We start from the raw sequence: 17,224 nt of genomic DNA on the forward strand, positions 1-17,224 counted from the left end.
TATAAAAATTGTTTATTAACATAGAAAATAGGACATTTTCTATACTTGTTATATAAGATCATTTTTATAAAAATTAATCTTATTATAAACAAAATTTCACATGTATATAGAGTATAATAATAGATACAAAGTTAATTCATGAGGAGTTGAATCTTGTTGAAATTTGAATTGAATTCGATTCATAACGAAACTTCTTTAGAAAACATAGAAAACAATAAACAAAATTTAGCAAACATAATTTCAGTATGGAATCGTGACTATATAGATAAAGCTGAATTTAAAAAGGAAAATAACGAAAGAGAAGATTTTTATACATACGAGGGATTTTCTGATGAAGAGATTTTGTACTACTATTTAAATCGACAAACCCACTTTGACCAAGAAAAACGTATTAAAGATGAATCTAGGACTTTATATGCGCGTGATTTAAGCCAGTTTTACTTCTTTATTAAACAAAGTACAGAGTTTCTGCAGCAAGATGTAAAAGATTTTAAAGATGGACAAGTTTGGAGGAATCTTAGAAAACGCCATATCCGTAACTATCAAAAATGGCTCTCCAAAGAGGCAATCTCCTATCAATCGAAAGAAAAATATAAGACATCTACAGTTAGTCGGAAACTAGGAGTAGTTCGCTCTTACTTAAGATGGTTATATGAAATTCAATATATCCATGAACCTCTTCATGCGGAGATTCTTAGTACTACAGTAAACGAGCAACATAAACCAAAACGCGAGTTATCCTATGAAGAAGTGAAGCAGCTGTTAAACTACTACAAGGATAATGAAATTAACTATGGATTATTGTCGGTCCTTGCTACTACTGGGTTACGTGTGGCAGAGGTGGCCCATGCAAAGTGGGAAGATCTTGAGTATGATGCCATACGAGGACGATACTATTTAACGGTAGATACAAAGGGCGATAATGAACGGATTGTTTCTATTAATAAGGAAATTTTTAATCGTATTGTTGCGTTTCGAATCCGGAGACGATTACCTGTGGACATTGGAAATAAAAATGGAAAGACTATATTTCAAACAAAGAATCATACTGCTTATAGAGAAAATTATTTATCACAATATATTTCTAAAATTATTAAGGATACAAAGTTACCCTTTACGGAGAATATACGAATTACTCCCCATTTCTTTAGACATTTTTATGTACAGTACTTATACGACTACAAGGGACTAGCACCTCATGTAATAGCAGCTGCAGTAGGTCATAAAAATGACAGGACAACAAAAGAAAACTACCTAAAACAAAGATTAACGAAAGATAACGATGCTGGAAATCTAATTAAGGAAGATGAATTCTAATTTCGTTAATATTAATATTAATTATATAATTTATACACAACAAAGATTAATAACCTGTTATGGACACCTTTTTATACGAAAAGATATTAAATTTAATTGGTGGTGTATACGTTGATATAAATTCTAATGAAAAGATTATTAGTAGGCTTAATCATTGATACGAACTAACTTAGTTATTAATTATTTCCCATATATTTAAATAAGACCTATTAATTATTTGGAATGCATGTTAAATTTATACTCTTTCCCACCGTTCATAAACATTTTTACCCCACTCCTGTATTGTTAATTTATATGCACAATTCGATTCAAATTTACATATACTACTATGCACATGTATTCAGATTACATTTGGGCGTGTGATCTGGAACCTACTTTTCAAAAAGCGCTATATAAGCGCTTTTTTTGATGTATACATAAGCTCCATAAAATGGGGTTTTTATACATCAGACACACGATTAAACAAACATAACTTCATATGATATATTGCATCCTTTCTTTTTAGAGTGGATAGTCGTTACAGAAGGGCACTTTTCGAAGTGCTCTTACATTTTCATACAGTTGCGATAGGTAAGACTTTGAAGTTATCTCCATCTTTTCCCCCGCTTAGCACTGTACGTGCGACTTTCATCGCATACAGCGCCCCATCTTATTCTTTTATACTAAAGTAACTAGATTACAAACTTTACGGAGTTTGTTTATTTTCTTCAGTTGATTATCACTCAATTGAAGAATTCTCATATATGTTTTAATCGTCTCTTCATTTGTGGCGTGTATCAGCCTATGGACAAATTCATGTACAATAATTAGATTATTAAACTCGTCAGTACCTCCCATACCTCTTGGTATTTTATGGTGGCAGTGCACATCCTCGGCTGTTAAGAAGATTCCGGTGATAGCACATTTACCATTTTGCATGGAATATCTCGATATTCTGTTATCTGTGTACTCCAGATTCTGTCCTTTATTGGAGGATAGCAACATTTTTTGTATTTCATTGGCAATGTTACCTTTTAAACTTTTGATGAGTTTTTGTCTTCCTTTTCTAGTGTAGTTGCATATGTCTTGACTGAAACTTTGTGGGAATCGCGTTTGTATATCCGCTAGTGGATATATATGATTTCCTGCTATTTCAAAGGTTCTATAATTGTTCCTGTGAGTTCTTTTGTATAATGCGTTTGCATTGGTAGGAATTTTATATTTCCCTATTGATTTAAGACGATTAAACAAGGTTTTCGAGAGACGAAAGGCTATTTCAGTAAAATCTATAGTTACATGTGTTGCGATTTTGTAGTAATTTTTTATGCCAAGCACATAGGAATTATAGTCCTGTACTGTTTTTCCCGACGGACTCTTTTGAATTGCTTTAATCAGTATCCTTGCTTTTTCAAGAATATCCTTTATCTTTTTCTCGCTTACGTGTGTGTTAGCTACGTACCTTTTGCTCTTTTTGACCGATTTGATGGAGAATCCTAGAAAATCTGAAGATTTTCTTTTTAGGTTAGTTATAGTTGATTTTTCCTTAGATATATTAAGGTGTAATTGATTTTCAAGGTAACCTTCTACTGCATGGAATATTTTTGTTGCAGATTGATGATTGTTTGTAAAGATTTTAAAGTCATCCGCATATCTGACTATATACATTCTCTTTAGTTTTGCTTTTGCTAACCGATAGTTTTTAGTTTGGACTGTATGTGGTTTTCTTGTTTTGATAGTATCCCATTGACTAGATATCCACCAATCCAAATCATTTAATACAACATTGCTGAGTAATGGACTTAAGATTCCTCCTTGCGGAGTCCCTTTTGTAGGGATGCCTACCCCTTTAATTGGGGCTTTTAGCATTTTCGAGATGATTGTTAGTACTCGTCTATCAGTTACACCTATGTTATATAGTTGTTTCAGCAATTTAGAATGGTTTACATTATCAAAGAAACCTTGTATATCTATATCTACTACGTGCCTATATCCTCCTCGATTCATCAAGAATTGACACCTAGCCATTGCGTGATGTGTTGACCTGTTAGGTCTGAAACCGTATGAGTGTTTGTAGAACTTCGCTTCACATATTGGCTCTAGAACCTGTTTGAACATTTGTTGTATTAATCTATCTCTCATAGTAGGTATTCCTAATGGGCGTTTCTTTCCATTTGGTTTAGGTATTTCTACCCTACGTACCGTATTAGGTTTGTAGTCTACAAGGGTTTTTCTTATATTATTAATAAAAGAATCTACATCTTTCATTTTATAATGGTCGATTGTAATACCATCTGTTCCTTCGGTTTTAGAACCAGTGTTAGCCTTTATGTTTCTGTATGCCAATAGAATATTTTCTTTTGATATGATGTGTTTATATAGATTTACACCTTTGGTAGCATTGTTTTCACTACGTTGATATAAATCATCAAACACTTTTTGCATATCGTAATATTCTGCATGTCGTAATGTTGTACTCACCGATGTATTATTTCCCCTTTCTTACGAAAAGTCCCATCATCTTACTCGATCCTGTGAGTTACATCTAGTTAATTTAGTTTTCAAAGAACAAGACTAGGGACTATCCCTCCACATTCGTTACATGCTTCATCGGTACTGTGTCCCCACCTTCACAAGAATGAAGCAACTTCGGTTCGTTAGAACCTTATATGCATCTGTCCGCTAGTAGGCGTTGATGACAGCTTCTTGCTTACCACGTTCCGATTGACCTAGCTGTACATATATCCTTAGGTGCTTGCTTTAAGCCTGTTATCTTTACATCCTCATCGTTAGATGTTCCGAATTTCATATTATTTACTCTTACTTTTCGGTAGATAACGCCGTCATTGACGGCATACACATTTCTAATGTATTAAGCGTTTAGACCCGTACATTCGCAAGTTCGCCAGTCCATTTGGACATTCTCACCATAGATATTTTGTAGCATCCCGACCTATCCATTACCATATGATTACTCACTTAGGCTTTGTTCAGCCGACTTCACCTAGCTTCATACAATTTGTAACTACTATCACGCCTTGCATGTAGGAGTATCAGATAAGTAGTTTCAGCTCAACTTGACGGCTTTCATTCCTACTTTCGGTCAATCCGTTGTTGTCATCGAATTGATAACCCTCTCATTTCGTGTTTATACACTTATAGAGAAACGTGTCGCACAAATAGCGTTTTTATAAAAAACTTTTCACATTTAAATCAGACAAGCATATATTATTGTATGGGGCACTCCACTCCATACGTTTAACCCTTTTAGTTTAGATGCACACTTATATGTGTGCTCTTTTTTATTCACTTGAAATAACGATTTTGTTCAATAAAAAGAGAACATCCTGGGCTTTAGATGCTCTTAATACGATTGGAGTTTTAACTGACTAAATGGAATAGGAGCGGTTAAGCTCATTTTACACTTTAATATATATGAAATGTAAAAAGACACCTTAATTAGGTGTCTTTTCAGAGTGCCAGAGGTAATTTATATGTTGGATACACCGTACTATATCATTGTATGACCATCAGTTCTAATTATGCCTAAAAATACAATGAAAGCAAGTGCAAATAGTGAGGAATCAAGTGGGGCAGCTAGTAAGGACATTGATGGAAAAACAGATATATTTCGGAATATCAGTTGGACATCAAATCAATATCCATACAATTTAACATTGGAGCTTGATAAAAATCAAACAATTTCAAAAGTGGACTATCTTCCAAAACAAGATGGGTCAGAGAACGACCGCATTCTAGGCTACAATATTTATACGAGTGTAGATGTCGTTAAATATGAAAAAGCATCATCCGGAACATGGGGAAATAATAGTGATAAGAAAACGGCAACATTTACCCCAGTTACTGCCAAGTATGTAAAAATGGAAGTAACGAATGGACAGAATGGATTTGCTTCAGCAGTTGAAGTAGACATTTGGGGATATTAATCGTTTACACAAATGGCTGGGGGATTATAGCACGTCACTATCAAGCTAAAAAAATGGATACATAAAACAAAAAACGCTATTCTTTTTGTAGAAATATACAGAAAGGATGGCTTTTTTGTATGAATCTACCGATTCAGGATGAAAGTGATTCGAGAATTAAGGAAACTAAAAAGAGCACTTTTGAATAGTACTCTTTTGGAACAAAATATAATGTTAACTACTTTTTATTTTGCAGTGAATGAGAAAGTAGACTGAATTTTATTTAAGTACATAAATAAGGTTCTTTTCACATCATTGTAATGAGTAGCGAGTACAATATCTCTACTGAATGAGATGAAATAGTCTAATCCAGTAGCTTTTATAAAATGTTTAATACTTATGAGCATTAAAATAACCTCCAATAATTAATTGATACTAATTAAATTGCCATTGAAAAACGAAAAAAATCAAAAAGTTGCATTGATTCCAACATCATGTAAGAACAGAAGAACACATTTGCACAATTCAAATTTACATATACTACTGTATGCACATGTATTCAGATCACATTTGGGAGTGTGATTTGAAACCTACTTTTCAAAAAGCGCTATATACGCGCTTTTTTCATATCCGCCCATTAAAATAATCCCTCATAATTGTTCAGAATGCACGTTAAATTTATACTCTTTCCCACCGTTCATAAACACTTTTCCCTACCCTTGTATCGTTAATTTATTTGCACAATTCAATTCAAATTTACATATGCTACTGTGTGCTACACATGCATCTAGATCACCTATGGGCAGGCATGATCGGAAGTCCACCTTTTAAAGTGCGCTATATACGCGCTTTTTTTTATGCGTAAATAATCTCTACAAAATGAAATTATTACTACATTCCCTTCCGAATAACATTTCCAATCCGGTTTATACTATAACTGTAACTTTAAAGTTACACAAACTAACTTGTAGGGCCTAATTTTCTTTTGTGCAACAAGTAGTTAGCCAATCAAGCTGACTGCTTTGTTGTGTCAAATGACGGTTTCAATCGAATTTATGCTTCACTTCTTCTATTAGATAAGATATTAGAATCATTAGCTTCACTTCGTTCTATACCAAGCACATACCTTTTTAGAGTAATAATATCAGTATGTCCAAGTTTTATAGATTTTTTGCACCAGAACCAAAAAGAATTTTATTAAAACAATTTCATATTTACATAAAAAATCCACACTTAACTAGACTCCTATACTCACACCATCCTTTCTAGACGAGCATAAGATGTACTAACGAACGAAAGGGGGTAATTTTGATGGGTTTTGGTTTTGGGGGAGGTTGTGATTTCAATAGATGTGATGATCGGAGAGATCATCACAGAGATCATCACCGAAAAGAAGAAAACATTAGACAGGTGAATAATAATCCAGAGTTATTACAATTCTTAAGAACATTAACTCCTGGTACTTGTATTGTTATTCAATATGATTGTCAACCACCTACAAGTGCAACATTCCAAGGTTTTCAAGGAAACAACGTAATTATATTATCTGACTTTGATTGTTTCCCAGGATTGGCACGTATTGCAATTAACAAAATTAATGTAATCTCTATAAATTCACCTGACTGTGATCGTTTCTGCTGTAAACGTCGCAGACATTGTAAAGAATGTGACGAACATAAACATGATCATAGAGAAGATTAATAAATTTTAATTAAAGGAAAAATCTTTCCCTTAATTTATAAGCCAATTTGCAAGAAAAAAACCTATTAAAAAATAGGTTTTTTTCTTTTCTAAATTTTACTTAACTGAACATAAATAACAAACCATTCCATATATCGGACATATACTACTGTAAGGTCGGCATCCAAATGACCCAAATAAATACCCACGCCAAGAAATAAAACTACAAAGTATTTCTTGGCACCTTTACATAAAACAAATTAAATTATTAAAAATGTACAAACCTAATTGAAAATCTGTACATATAATGTATTCTACCTTTCTATTATTATATTGAAGGGATTTATCTTATATAAATCCCTTCTTTTTTAAACATTTCATTCAATCTACATAACATAATAATCCCTAAAAACAAAATAAGAAAAGATAAGAGTCTTCCCCTCTTATCTTTTCCTAATATTTATTAAAAATTTCATTAAACTACTCGTTGAATACTAATAGTATCTAGGCTTGTCGTATTAAGGTTCGCAGCAGCATCCACCCAAATAAGAAATCTATCCTCTATACGAATAAAGACTCCTATTCCATCGATCTGATCTCCACCTGAAAAAACTCTAATTTTATCGCCTTCCCGTAAAGCATTTAATCCTCTTCGTCTTTTAAAATCCTCAAATTTTCTTACTTCCTCACGGTCTCTTTTTCTTCGATTTCTATTACATTCATCACATTCACACCTACGTTCAAAGGACATTTAACATAACCCCTTTTTCCTAAAACACTTATTTGTACTATATATTATGAAAGAAATAAATTAATGGATTAGATGTTCTTCCTTTATCAATTGCCCAATTAGCTAATTTATTTAAAATAAAAATTACTAATTTCAACAATTGTACAAGCCATTTTGTATTACTTACATACATTAACAATGAGATGATAATCATCTTACACCCCAAAACCCTAAATTACCTGTTCGGTAACTATCTTTAAAAGATAGAAAAAAGGACAGTTTTTAACTGTCCTTTTTTATTTTTACTAAGATACATATTTCGAAAATAAAACACCCCTTACTAATAAATACATATATTATATGGCGCTCCAACACACTGCTAGATACAACTTCATTAACAAAGAAAGGACTTATTTTCTATCTGTCAAGAATTTAGGTTCTTTTTTCACCACTTTAAATCCTATTACATTAATAGATAAATATAAATTCCATATAATCGATTCTACGCTTTTTATCCTACATTTATTAATCAGAAGAATTCCCCTCACCCTCAAAGAACATTCTTAGCGCTGTTAAAATTTTCTTAACGTGAGTTTTTGGGTCTGTGGTCTGTTCCCTTCACAATCAAGCTAATAAAAAGAAATGCCCCTAAAATCGATTAATTTGATATGCATTTTGTGAGACGCCCATCAGAACAGAATTCCTACCACCCTAACATTTTGAAGTACCCCCATAATAAAAATTCTCTTCATTATTAACTACTGATAACGAGAGAAATGTGAAATATACCCTTTTTAAAATAAATATAAGGTAGAATTTTTATTTTTAGGTATATTATATGGACTGGAGTTAAAAGTCAGTTTTTTATTTCTCAACTATTCATACAGAATTTTCTTTTATTTTGTTTGTCATTTCCAATGAACCTTGATAAAATATGAATTACATATCGAAACACCCTTATTGGATACCTGCGCCTCCCTGTGCAGGTATTATTGATGTTAGTTTTTAAATAAAGAATGCATTTTTCTCATTCCTTCCTGATGCTTTCACGCATCGAAATATCATTTCTCTTTCTAGAAAATTCAAATCATTTTCACCATTTGCAATTCGTCTAAAGGTATCCATTTAACATCGGTTTAATTTCCATCTAGATTATCGGAAAGACAAGGTATCCCCCCTTCTTTTAACTCATATTCAAAAATCATTGTTAACGAAGGAACTGTTCCACACTTCTCTTTATTTTTAAAAGGTGCATGTTCATATAAAAATTTAACTTCCTAATGTATCTTCGCCTGTTCATCCAAGTGTAGGTGGATGCAACCATAGAATGGGAAGGAAATTTAGCATAAGTATGATTTTATTAAGTGGACAGTTCCTACATATTCATACAAATTCAGATAAACAACATGATCCAACTTTATTTTAAATCTAGTATTTTTTCTTTCTTATATTCTTTTTAATGTATTCATAAATTCTATCCATGACAAACGTTTCATGTTCTATCCAAATGGCTTCAGCTTCTTCTAATGTAACTACTCTTACTAATTCTTCAATTGCTGTGTCTTTAACTAAAAATGTAGCTACAGCACCTGTAACTGTTGAATATTTACTGATAACTAAATTTATAATGTTATCAATCTCTAATACTGTATCATTATGAGAATTCTTCTCACTTTGACTACTTTTGTTTGTTATTTCCTTATCAGACAGTTCTTTTAACCGGGAATTTAGAGTGAATTCTACATAACCTATTGGAGAACTAATATCTGAACGAAATCTTATATCCTCAATTATTTCTAAAACAATTTCTTTATGAGCTTCCCATTTTTTTAACACTTTAGGAAATACTTTTTCTTTACAGCGTTCTTCAAATCTTTTAATTTTTTGTTCAAATGTATTGGGCTGTTGAAATTTATCTAAATTCTTTTCAAAATGAACTAAATTGTTATCTTTCTTTTTTTGGCTACAGATAATAAATTTGATTTTTTGTACTTTCCTGCCTAATTTAATTTCTTCAAATTCAAAAGAAATATCTGTTTTTTGATCCAATTCTTTTTGAGAAGGTTTTAACACACGTTGCTTAAAATTTGCATAGTTAGGGTATATATCCATTGCATCTAAATAATACCTTAAATTTTCAAGACTAATTGTACGTTCCTTTAAATCTTCATATTGTTTTAGTAGTTCATAAATACGTATAGCGTATGTACTTTTCAATTTAATAACATTAGCTAATCTATAGCTTGTAAACTTGTTGCTTAATTCTAGTAGAAATGGCTTTAATAATGGGTCGAAACGCATATCAATTGTTCCTTTATTTCTGTTGTAAATTGCTGAAGACAGCCAAGATACCTGTATCAGCTGTTCCCCAGTACGAATTTCAATTACTTTTGATAATAATTCTTTAGTAATTTTACTTAACTCCGAATATTTAGTAGATCCATTTAGACCAAGCAGATCATGAAAATGTTTAATCGAGAATGTGTAGGTTTTAAAATCCCAATCATTAGGTTCAATATTACTAGCCAAACAAAGTAATATTTTTTGTTCTACTAAATTCAAACGTGAATTTGCTTCAATTAAAGTATTTGATTTTGAAACAATATTATTTTCTTTAATCTGCAAATCTTTGCTATCAGACATACCTACATACGTCCCTTCTTTCTTACCTCTACTGTTCTACTAACTATAACAAATATACTCCCTTTGTTACAAATTATTTTTGTTAATTCGGAAAATTCAATCATCTATGTTACAGTTAAAAAGCCCTTTGTTCTATATAAAAGTATTCCGAAAATCATTTGAATAGCAATATTGTTTTGAAATTTTTTACATTTATAAGGTGTATAACCAAATTTGTTATCTTTAGAACTGTTTTATTATGCTTAAAATCAAATTTGTTATTTTTAGAACCATTTTTGTTATAGTTAAAACTATTATCTTTAGAACTATTTTTGCTAGAGTTAAGCAACCAAATTTGTTACCTTCAGAACTATTTTTGCTAGAGTTAGGCAACCAAATTTGTTACCTTTAAAACTATCTTTTTTAGAATTAAGCAACCAAATTTGTTACCTTTAAAACCATTTTTGTTATGATTAAAACCAAATTCGTTACCTTTAAAACCATCTTTGTTAGAGTTAAGCAACCAAATTTGTTACCTTTAAAACCATTTTTGTTATGATTAAAACCAAGTTTGTTATCTTTAGAACCACTTTTGTTATAATTAGGAGTTATAATCCCTTATATATCAAGACATTTCCTGCTCTTAAAACATATAAACATATAAAACATATAAAACAATTAATATATAAAACAAGTAAAACATGAGGTATTGAATGCATATACTTATTATCTTTTTTTAAATAAAATTCCCACGTTATAAAACCAAATTTGTTATATTTAGCTTAAATAGACAAATGAACATCAATTAACCATAAAATATTTGGTAATATTTAACTGTAGTTTTAGTTATATACTTGATTAAAAATTCATACAATAAAAAAAGCCCCAAAAAAGGGCCTTATGAGTTTCGTTAGAAAGGAATGTCTTCTATATAATATATGCTTGTTACAATAGAATGTGAAAAAATACATAATAGTTTCTTTTGGCGGAGAAGTGAAGTAGCTTAATTGGGATGGAAGAATAGTTAAAGGTATCCTTTGTATGGAGATGCTGTTTTATGAAGATTAAGACTCAGTATCACGAACTTTTTAGAAAAGTACCTGAATCTTTCAAAAAGTAATAAATAATCTGGATTGACACTCCCTTGACTAAAGTTGAAAGCTTTAATTCTAACGAATTAACGAACCAAAATCTTGGATGACTGAGAGTTCACAATTCATTTTTTGTCGTAAGGAAATACATATAATGGCGTTTTCTATCGATTGTGAGTATGAATGTATATTTGGTTAGCAATAATTTCGGTAAGACCTCGTTTCTTAATAAAACAATGATCTGTTCCTTAATGTTATCTAGATATTTTACTTATCTGATTGAGATGCCTACGGATATCTTTTTTCTTTTTGCAATTACAATCGGTTAGGTTGTATTTTGTTCCCCTGCGATAACACGGGTCTTTAAAACATGAAAAGACCGCAAGGCTTTTTGAAAAAGAACTTTGCAGCCATATAATTTCTTTTCTTTTTTTAATGAAAATCGATTGTATTCTCTTCTGATTCAAAGGTACGATATAAATATATTTAATTATCTAGCTTATATATATATGTTTCATCAACTCTTCAGGAATCGCCTGTTGACCTCAAGTGTACGTTTGTTGAATCCGTTTTCAAAATTATTTTTTACCTGTTTTATTTTGTCCATATATAAGATTAAGAAGCTGCATATATTCATCTTCTTGTCCGATGTCAAATCGTTTCCCTTCAACCATTTTTCCATATACTTTTTTAGTCATAATTAAAGAATGAATTGCATCTGTTAATTGATATTCCCCCCCAACACCAGGTTGAATGTTTTTTAGTAAAGGAAAAATATTAGGCGTGAAAACATATCTACCAATTACTGCAAGATTAGATGGAGGATTTACTTTTGGCTTTTCTATTATATTTGTAATATTCATATAATTACCCTTTACAATGTTCCCTTCAATAATACCATACTTCTCTATGCACTCATCTGGTACCGTATGAATGCCTATTACACTATTTTTCGTCTCTTTATAAACATTAATCAACTGATTTAAAGCAGTTTCTTTATCCGAAACTACAATATCATCTGGCAAGAGTACAGCAAAAGGTTCATTACCAATAAATGTTTCACCTAATTTTATCGCCTCACCAAGTCCTCTCGCATATGGCTGCCTTATATAATGGATTTGAACATTAGGAATAGCGAGCCCTTTTAACAAATGGGCTTTTTTTTCTTTTTCTAAAAAAGCCTCCAATTCTAATGAATAATCAAAGTAATCAACTATTAAATCCTTTCTGCTAGAAAGTACAATTAATATTTGCTCAATACCTGAATTTACAGCCTCTTCCACAATATAATGAATCGCAGGTTTATTACCTATTGGAAACATTTCTTTTGGAATTACCTTTGTAATTGGAAGGCTCCTTGTGCCGTAACCAGCGGCTGGAATGATTGCTTTTTTTATCACTAATCTCTCACTCCCTCGAGTGTTTACAATATTAATATTCAGTAACCTCCTTTCCTGCGCATGACGATTCCAAAAGAGGCTTTTACCTTCTGATTGCTTTCATTGCTTATATGAATAGGCCTTTCATTTGTCACCAATCCAACTTGTCCCTCAATATACTGTAACAACTAGTACTATAGTACTAAGTTTAGAGAGGTGATTATCATATGGATATATGTATTATAGGCTCTGGTTATGTGGGAATCACATCAGCAGCAGTATTAGCAGATTTAGGTCATGATGTTATATGTGTAGATAAGGATCAAGAAAAAATTCATTCTCTCCAAAAGGGAGAATGCCCCATTTATGAACCAGATTTAAAGGAGCTTATTCACAAAAATAGAAACCGATTACGATTCAGTTGTGATATCGATAATGCTATTCGACAATCACCCGTTATTTTTATCGCTGTAGGAACCCCTTCTACATCAAGTGGAAAGACGGATTTAAAATATATATACTCCGTCATTGATCTACTAGTTCCAGCTATAACATCGTATAAAACTATTATTACGAAAAGTACAGTTCCACCAGGTACAAATCAACTATTATATGAGACACTTATTAAACGTGGAGTTTCATCGACCTTATTCAATATTGTCTCCAATCCTGAATTTCTACGCGAAGGCTCTGCTGTTCACGATATGCTCATTCCAGATAGAACTATTATAGGTATCCAAAAAGGTGACGCAACGTCGTTAAAAATCATGCAGGATATATATAAAGGGATTAGTGCCCCTTTCCTTTGTACAGGTTTAAATGAAGCAGAGATGATTAAATATACATCTAATGTATTTTTGGCTACCAAAATATCTTTTATAAATGAAATTTCTCGAATTTGTGATGCATATAACATTGATATTGTTGAAGTGGCAAAAGGAATTGGCTATGACTTTCGAATTAACCCTCATTTTCTTCAGGCGGGGATGGGATATGGCGGATCATGCTTCCCAAAAGACTTACATTCACTCATTTATACAGCAAATGATAGGCACGTAGCAGTTCCTATTTTACAAGCTGTACAATCCATTAACTCCACACAGATAGATCTCTATGTTGAAAAAATTAAAAAAGCTATAAAAGAACCCTCTTCAAAAAAAATAACGGTTTTAGGAATTGCTTTTAAACCAAATACTGATGATATTCGTAGCTCCCTTGCCGTAATACTTCTTGAAAAGTTGATCCCTCATGGCTATGATCTGCATGCTTATGACCCCAAAGCTTCTCTTCCTTCACATTTAAAAAGACAAGTTACCCAGCATGATAACCTAGAATCTTCAATTACAAATTCTGATTGTATTATTATCGCCACGGACTGGAATGAATTTAAAACACTTAATTGGGAACAAGTCAAACAAGTTATGAAGGGATGCACAATCGTGGATGGACGCAATTGCATTGAAAAAGATGAAATAGAAAAATACGGATTACAATATATTGGAGTGGGTCGGTCATGAAAATACTTGTAACAGGAGCCGCTGGTTTCATTGGCTCACATTTGTGTCAAGCATTACTTAAAAATAGTGCATACCATGTAGTTGGAATTGATCATTTCATCGGTCCTACTCCAGCTACTTTAAAGACAGGTAATATACAATCTCTCGAATTGAATTCACGTTTTCAATTCATACGAGAAGACATTCTAAATACAGATTTATCAAAACTGTTACAAGATATAGATGTTGTTTATCATCTAGCTGCTATTCCTGGCGTGAGATCAAGTTGGGGAAAAGATTTTCAGCCTTATGTTACAAATAATATAATGGTTACACAGCAGTTACTTGAAGCCTGTAAACACATAAAATTAGATAAATTTATTCACATATCCACATCTTCTGTTTATGGTGAAAAATCTGGTGCAGTTTCTGAAGATTTATTACCTACCCCTCTATCTCCATACGGTGTTACCAAATTAAGTGGTGAGCACTTATGTCATGTTTATCACAAAAATTTTCACATACCAATTGTTATTTTAAGATATTTCACAGTGTATGGGCCAAGGCAGCGTCCTGATATGGCATTTCATAGATTAATTAAACAACTGCTAGAAGATAAATCTCTCACAATATTTGGTGATGGAACACAAACACGTGATTTTACCTATATTGATGACTGTATACGAGGAACGGTGGCCGCCTTAGAGACAAAAAAAAATATAATAGGTGAAGTTATCAATATCGGTGGAAAAGAACAAGCATCCATTTTAGACATCATTTCTATGTTAGAAAAAATATCAGGGAAATCAGCAACCAAAAACTTTCTAAAATCAGTTCCTGGAGAACCGAAGCAGACATGGGCGGATATATCTAAGGCCAGTACATTACTACAATATTCTCCAACAGTTTCTCTATCCGACGGACTGGAAGCAGAATATCATTATATAAAACAACTATACAAAGGGGATTAGTTTATGAAAATTGCATATATATGTACAGAAAAATTACCATCTCCAGCGATTAAAGGTGGAGCAATTCAAATGATGATTGATGGGGTGTCCCCCTATATAAGTCAAGATTATGAACTTACTATTTTCTCCATTTCAGATCCAAATCTTCCAAATCAAAAAACACAAGATAATGTCAATTACGTGTATTTGCCTCAAAAAGATTATGAACAGCACGTTATAAGAACACTCCAAACCAATACCTTTGATATTATACATGTCTTTAATCGTCCTAAAAATATACCTCTATATAAACAAGCTTCTCCACACAGTAAATTTGTATTAGGTCTTCATAACGATATGTTTGCTGAACATAAACTATCTATTTGTGAAGGCAATCTTATTATTGAAATGGTTACCGCCATTGTGACTGTTAGTAACTATATTAAACAAACTGTGATTGAGAGATTTCCACAAGCTGAAGAAAAGATTTCCATTGTCTACTCTGGTGTTAATTTAAAACAATCTCCCTCCATCTGGACACCAACAGGACAAAAGATAAGAAATGCATTTCGTACAAAATATGGTATCCAAGATAAAAAAGTGATTCTATTTGTTGGCCGATTATGCAAAAATAAAGGTCCAGACTTGCTCATTCAATCTATGAAGAAGATTATTCAAACGCATAAAGATACGGTACTTGTAATTGTTGGTGGTAAATGGTTTAGTGATAACCGAGTAAATAAATATGTTAGAAGGCTATATAGACTAGCTAGACCAATTAAAGAGCACGTAATTTTCACCAAATTTATTCCTGCAGATCAAATTCATAATATATTTCTAATGGGGGATATATTTATATGTAGCTCACAATGGAACGAACCATTGGCACGTGTTCATTATGAAGCAATGGCTGCTGGAATCCCAATTATTACAACAAACCGTGGGGGAAATGCAGAAGTTATAACAGATGAATATAACGGCTGCCTAGTAGAACAATATAATAATCCAATGGAGTTTGCCAGACTTGTCCAGGCTTTGTTATCCCAACGAGAATTTGCACAATGGATTGCTGAAAACGGAAGAAAAATTGTGGAAGAAAACTTTACATTTAAGCATACAGCAAAAAAACTAGATCAGGTATATAAACAAGTAGCAGAATCTACTAATCAACCTGCTAGAAATCTAATACGCCCTCTCAGAATTCTAATTGTTTGAACTGCCCAGCATTTAACGATCTGATGGGCTGTTTGAATTGAGGGATTCCTCTAAATACAGAAACTTAACGGTTTCTAACTAATTAAGCTATTCCTGTAGTTCCTAGGGGTAAGAGGTGGAGCGCTTTGTTGCTAAGATTCTGTCCTATATTAACATCTCAATCGTAATATGTGTGATAAAAGAAGAGAGATCCTACTCAAGAAGATTTAGATTCTTAACTTTTTTATTTTGATCAAAACAATTCGAACATAACTAACTAGAAATAAACATTATTGATACAACTACAATTTTCTTCTCGTACCATTTTTCTTTTTATCGAGGAAACTCGGCAGAGAAAGAATGGTACGTTAATGTTTTCCCCATTTATTTATAAGTATGATTTCGCATAGCGAGGAAACGTTTAAATGCAAAACGGCTATAAACAATGGTTTTCGCAATTCAGACTTTGTTTTCCCGATTCTTATAAATGTGAAAACTCCAAATATTATTGATTAATATGGATTGCACCTCGGCTTTATGTATGGTCCCTGTATTGTACAAAATAAGATAGACTAATGCTTGCCGATATTCAAACTCTTCCTAAATTTAGTAATTCAGATCTTTATATTTTTGAGGAGAGAGCCTTCTATCGAAAAAATAAATACGTGTATTTGATATAAAAGATATATAAAGGCTGCCTATTATGTACATGTTAAAGAACAAAAAACGCTTGGAGAACCAAGCGTATTTTAGTGCTAATTATTTTATGCGTCTTCTTCTTCACCATCGTCGTCTTCTTCATCTTCGTCTTCATCATCATCTTCGTCTTCATCTTCATCTTCGTCTTCGTCTTCGTCTTCTTC

At 32.2% G+C, this 17,224-nt stretch carries 11 protein-coding genes and 2 pseudogenes; 7 read left to right on the plus strand and 6 right to left on the minus strand.

Annotated features, from left to right (window positions below; translation table 11 throughout):
- Positions 1-156 precede the first annotated feature (156 nt).
- Complete coding sequence (locus tag DN390_RS13330; RefSeq protein WP_147807527.1) at positions 157-1,317, plus strand: tyrosine-type recombinase/integrase; 1,161 nt, start codon at positions 157-159, stop codon at positions 1,315-1,317.
- 657 nt (positions 1,318-1,974) lie between these two features.
- Here DN390_RS13330 and ltrA read toward each other — a convergent pair.
- The gene (gene ltrA, locus DN390_RS13335; protein ID WP_147807528.1) at positions 1,975-3,774 is read right to left on the minus strand and encodes a group II intron reverse transcriptase/maturase; all 1,800 of its coding nucleotides are present in this window, start codon (positions 3,772-3,774) and stop codon (positions 1,975-1,977) included.
- Between the two features lie 1,061 nt (positions 3,775-4,835).
- Between ltrA and DN390_RS13340 the strand changes: the two are divergent.
- A pseudogene (locus tag DN390_RS13340) lies at positions 4,836-5,240 on the plus strand (discoidin domain-containing protein); the annotation flags it as partial.
- A 224-nt stretch (positions 5,241-5,464) separates the two neighbouring features.
- Here DN390_RS13340 and DN390_RS30640 read toward each other — a convergent pair.
- Complete coding sequence (locus tag DN390_RS30640) at positions 5,465-5,626, minus strand: hypothetical protein (protein ID WP_179955751.1); 162 nt, start codon at positions 5,624-5,626, stop codon at positions 5,465-5,467.
- Between the two features lie 904 nt (positions 5,627-6,530).
- Here DN390_RS30640 and DN390_RS13345 point away from each other — a divergent pair.
- Positions 6,531-6,920 carry a hypothetical protein gene (locus tag DN390_RS13345; RefSeq protein WP_147807529.1) on the plus strand — a complete coding sequence of 130 codons (390 nt, stop codon included), beginning with the start codon at positions 6,531-6,533 and terminating at the stop codon, positions 6,918-6,920.
- A gap of 454 nt (positions 6,921-7,374) precedes the next feature.
- Here the strand turns inward: DN390_RS13345 and DN390_RS13350 are convergent, their stop codons facing one another.
- Positions 7,375-7,650: a hypothetical protein gene (locus tag DN390_RS13350; protein ID WP_147807530.1), complete on the minus strand. Its 276-nt coding sequence runs from the start codon at positions 7,648-7,650 to the stop codon at positions 7,375-7,377.
- 37 nt (positions 7,651-7,687) lie between these two features.
- The gene (locus DN390_RS30645; RefSeq protein ID WP_165915461.1) at positions 7,688-7,843 is read right to left on the minus strand and encodes a hypothetical protein; all 156 of its coding nucleotides are present in this window, start codon (positions 7,841-7,843) and stop codon (positions 7,688-7,690) included.
- A gap of 1,059 nt (positions 7,844-8,902) precedes the next feature.
- On the opposite strand from DN390_RS30645, the pseudogene DN390_RS31630 reads away from it, so the two are divergent.
- Positions 8,903-9,046, plus strand: a pseudogene (locus DN390_RS31630) (IS4 family transposase); the annotation flags it as partial.
- Positions 9,047-9,057: 11 nt separating this feature from the next.
- Here the strand turns inward: DN390_RS31630 and DN390_RS13360 are convergent.
- Positions 9,058-10,272 carry a replication initiation protein gene (locus DN390_RS13360; protein WP_147807531.1) on the minus strand — a complete coding sequence of 405 codons (1,215 nt, stop codon included), beginning with the start codon at positions 10,270-10,272 and terminating at the stop codon, positions 9,058-9,060.
- A 1,648-nt stretch (positions 10,273-11,920) separates the two neighbouring features.
- Positions 11,921-12,742: a UTP--glucose-1-phosphate uridylyltransferase gene (locus tag DN390_RS13365; protein WP_147807532.1), complete on the minus strand. Its 822-nt coding sequence runs from the start codon at positions 12,740-12,742 to the stop codon at positions 11,921-11,923.
- A gap of 206 nt (positions 12,743-12,948) precedes the next feature.
- On the opposite strand from DN390_RS13365, the gene DN390_RS13370 reads away from it, so the two are divergent.
- The 3 genes from DN390_RS13370 to DN390_RS13380 are packed head-to-tail and all read left to right on the plus strand — an operon-like array spanning position 12,949 to position 16,382.
- Positions 12,949-14,238, plus strand: coding sequence for a UDP-glucose dehydrogenase family protein (locus DN390_RS13370; RefSeq protein WP_147807533.1), 1,290 nt, complete (start codon positions 12,949-12,951; stop codon positions 14,236-14,238).
- Positions 14,235-15,188, plus strand: a complete 954-nt coding sequence (locus DN390_RS13375; protein ID WP_147807534.1) for an NAD-dependent epimerase/dehydratase family protein — start codon at positions 14,235-14,237, stop codon at positions 15,186-15,188. The genes DN390_RS13370 and DN390_RS13375 overlap by 4 nt, the downstream gene beginning before the upstream one ends.
- A 3-nt stretch (positions 15,189-15,191) precedes the next feature.
- Positions 15,192-16,382: a glycosyltransferase family 4 protein gene (locus DN390_RS13380; protein ID WP_147807535.1), complete on the plus strand. Its 1,191-nt coding sequence runs from the start codon at positions 15,192-15,194 to the stop codon at positions 16,380-16,382.
- Positions 16,383-17,224: the final 842 nt, after the last annotated feature.

The sequence above is a fragment of the Bacillus sp. SH7-1 genome (assembly GCF_008042405.1).
Taxonomy (GTDB): domain Bacteria; phylum Bacillota; class Bacilli; order Bacillales; family Bacillaceae_G; genus Bacillus_A; species Bacillus_A thuringiensis_N.